Source organism: Mesorhizobium sp. M7A.F.Ca.MR.148.00.0.0, from assembly GCF_003997735.1.
GTDB lineage: Bacteria > Pseudomonadota > Alphaproteobacteria > Rhizobiales > Rhizobiaceae > Mesorhizobium.
In genome coordinates, this window is sequence record NZ_RZTB01000200.1 from 1 (window position 1) to 2,909 (window position 2,909).

General features: G+C 60.4%; 5 protein-coding genes. 1 reads left to right on the forward strand and 4 read right to left on the reverse strand.

The features are described from left to right. Nucleotides 1-78: 78 nt before the first annotated feature. Nucleotides 79-849: a hypothetical protein gene (locus EOB49_RS32545; protein ID WP_127383375.1), complete on the reverse strand. Its 771-nt coding sequence runs from the start codon at nucleotides 847-849 to the stop codon at nucleotides 79-81. A gap of 114 nt (nucleotides 850-963) precedes the next feature. Further along, a complete protein-coding gene (locus EOB49_RS32550) occupies nucleotides 964-1,515 on the reverse strand; it encodes a hypothetical protein (protein ID WP_127383376.1) in 552 nt (183 codons plus the stop codon). Nucleotides 1,516-1,627: 112 nt separating this feature from the next. Here EOB49_RS32550 and EOB49_RS32555 point away from each other — a divergent pair, with 112 nt between their 5' ends. Next, nucleotides 1,628-2,164, forward strand: coding sequence for a hypothetical protein (locus EOB49_RS32555; protein ID WP_127383377.1), 537 nt, complete (start codon nucleotides 1,628-1,630; stop codon nucleotides 2,162-2,164). A 23-nt stretch (nucleotides 2,165-2,187) separates the two neighbouring features. Here EOB49_RS32555 and EOB49_RS32560 read toward each other — a convergent pair whose 3' ends face one another. Both EOB49_RS32560 and EOB49_RS32565 read right to left on the reverse strand, forming a co-directional pair. Next, a complete protein-coding gene (locus EOB49_RS32560) occupies nucleotides 2,188-2,370 on the reverse strand; it encodes a hypothetical protein (RefSeq protein WP_127383378.1) in 183 nt (60 codons plus the stop codon). After that, nucleotides 2,367-2,909 (reverse strand): terminase (locus EOB49_RS32565; protein WP_245472945.1); only part of this gene is annotated, 543 nt, incomplete at its 5' end. The genes EOB49_RS32560 and EOB49_RS32565, both read right to left, overlap by 4 nt.

A 2,909-nucleotide genomic window follows, 5' to 3' on the forward strand; every position in this document is an offset into this window, starting at 1 on the left:
CGGAGTGGGCGCGCTCGGTCTCGAGTTCGGACTGTCGCGACAGCACGTCACGTGCACGGGAATCGCCGGTATCAGCCATTAGGCATACGTCAGGGTCAGGCCGACGACGTCGGCAGCGGTGACGGCGCCGGTGTCGAGGAGCGCGGCGCCGGTGGTGAGGGCGAATGCGATGCCGGTGCTGAAGTAGTGACCGTTCAGGTTGATGTTGAACGCTCCTACGGGCAAGGCGATGACCATCACCGGGACATCCGTTCCGACCGTGGGGGCAGATGTCTTGTTGAACAGCTTCAGATAGCGCACCGAAGCAGCGGCATTGACGCCGCTGATGCAGTGCAGATCGCCAGCCGAGGCCTTGGCAAAGTCGGCGTTGGTCGATGCAGCCGCCGATGGCAGGATCTTGGTCCCGTTCGGCTTGCGGTCGCGATCGTATGATGTGCCGTTGAACTTCGTCCCGCGTGAGACCGTCGCCAAGGTCGATGCCGACGAGCTGGTAGCGACGCCATCGGCATTCGTCGCGATAGCCTGTAGCGCAACGCCGCCGCCGGCATTGGTGCTCAGCACCACTTTGAGGTTCTGCAAATTGTCGGTCTGGAAGTCGGCGCGCTGGCCAGTCGTCAAAGTCGCTGGCGTGGCGTTGTAAACGCCACCAGCCTTCATCGAGCCGCCAGCATCGGCCGACCCTGCTGTCACCCCGGCAAGCGCGTACCAGATCGCCGAGAGCCAGCCTGTCCAGCCAACCCCACCGGCAGGCATAGCCGCCGCAGAGATCTTGGTTTCGGTCGTGGCCGGTGCAACAGGCTGTGAACGGAACGGCCCGTTGTGCTGTGAAGGTGCATTGCGACCGGCCATGATCAAACTCCCAGCAGCACGCGCTTCTGTCCAACCAGGGCAGAGGGCGCGAGGTCAGTTTTCACGGTCGACGCCGTATCGGTCTTGGAGGCGAGAGCCAGGCGCATTGCCTCTTCACGCTTCTGCACGTCGGCATCGGTAGCCGTTGGCGTCGGCGGCAGTGGCTTCAATTCCGGTGGCTTGTTGAATAGGCACATGGTTCCAGGTCTCTCTTGTCCAATCGAACAGGATGAAGTCTTCGCCGTTCTTTCCGAAGGCAGGCAGGCGGCAGCGTTCCGTTGCACCGAGGCGGTGGAGCCAGCGCAGTGCCAAGTCATTCGATGCCAATGCCCGCGCCTCGACCCGCCATGCGCCTTGTGCGGCCACGTCCGGCCCGAGCACTTCCCAGAAGAACTTCGTGATCCGAGGGACGCAGCGTTTCATGCGCCGAGTACCCCACGACCAGGCGATCCATAGACCACTGCGCAGTTGAGCGGCGCCGAATGCTGCCTCCGGATTGCCGTCGAGCTCGACCACATAGGCCGGACCTTGCATGGCGTGCAGCGCCAGTGTCGCAGGCGTCCAACCATCAAGCTGACAGTGGATCTCTGCCTTGTCTTGCGGCCGCAGGTTCGCGGCGATGTAGGACAGGTCGCGGATGTTGCCGCCGACGATGCGAACCGTCATGAGACCGATGACATGTTGACGTAGCCATCAGTTGTTCGCGGCGCTTTCCATTGCACTAAGTGATCGCGGGGTGCTAGCCCGTCGAGCGTAACATAAAGTCGGGAGGGTTTTCTTGAAGTACTATCTGTACGGTCCATTTGTGTTGCCCCGATCCAAGGAAGATAATTTGATTTTTTTGGACGACGGGTTTCGAGCGGCGTTCTGGAACAAAGTAGAGGCGACCGAAGATTGGCTCTCTCAAACGTGCGGCTGCTACGTCTTCGGGCTTCGATCCGGTGGCGGTATCCTGCCGTGGTATGTAGGCAAGGCTGAGCGCCAGAGTTTCAAGGCGGAGTGTCTGTCGGTCGACAAGGTCAGAAAGTTCAACTCGGTTTTGGCTTCGGGCATCAAAGGGACGCCAGTGATGTACTTCTATGCAAGAACCACGCCGGGGACATGGCAGTTCTCCCGACCATCTACAGCGCGACATAACGACATCCGGTTTGTCGAACGATCGTTGATTGCGTTCGCGCTGGATAGGAACCCGAATCTGATAAATAAGCAGGAGACCAAAATGTATCGGACACTTATCGTCCCAGGCTGGCTGAATACTCCTGCCGGTGCGCTCAGCCAGGCGGCATCAGACCTCAAAACTGTGATGGGATACTAGGTCACTCTCCCCGCTGGTGCGCATCAACGGAAAGCTGCCAGCGGATCAGGGTGCGATGTGCGGCGCTGCTCGATCTCGATTGGCTCAATCTCGTCGGCATCAGCGAACTTGCGCTTCTGCGGATCGCCGATCACTCGACCGGACCGCACTTCGATCTTGATGTAATCGCCCGTCCGCTTGTCCAGGCGCTGCACGAATTCGCTCATCGGTATGCCGCCAGTGGATCGGATTGCTTCCTGCTGCGCTTCACCGCTGCGAACTCCGCAGGATCAACCACAGCTTCTCGCAGCATCATGACGCCGTACCGCGTTGCCGACATCACATCGTCTCGCAACTTGACGACTTGGCCGTCCTTTCGGTGATACAGCCGAAATTCTTCAAACCATTCGACCAGGGTTGAGAACACCTTGAAGCGACCGGACTGCATGCGATCCAGCATGTCCATCAGACCAGCCTCGACCGAAACCGAGCCGTCCGGGAACTGCGCATGCGTCCCAAGCATGTTGAGCCCGTGGGTGCGATACTGATTTGCCAGTGCGATGCCTGCGCCTTCCAGCGTCTCTCTCCGGCCGTCACGCGGCCAGGACCACGGCAACCATGATCCCCACGGCTTCAGAGCGATCGCCTGCATGGCTGGCGTCTGCTGCGATGCTCGATGCGCCTTCGAGACATAGACGATGTCGGCTTCCGTATCCCACGCCAGTTCAACGGCGGCCGAGGGATGGTCCCAGCCGAAGTCGAGCGC

Bases quoted from the DNA above. Each gene is read 5' to 3' on its own strand.
- EOB49_RS32550 (WP_127383376.1), bottom strand. From the start codon at position 1,515: ATGACGGTTCGCATCGTCGGCGGCAACATCCGCGACCTGTCCTACATC.
- EOB49_RS32560 (WP_127383378.1), bottom strand. From the start codon at position 2,370: ATGAGCGAATTCGTGCAGCGCCTGGACAAGCGGACGGGCGATTACATC.
- EOB49_RS32545 (WP_127383375.1), bottom strand. From the start codon at position 849: ATGGCCGGTCGCAATGCACCTTCACAGCACAACGGGCCGTTCCGTTCA.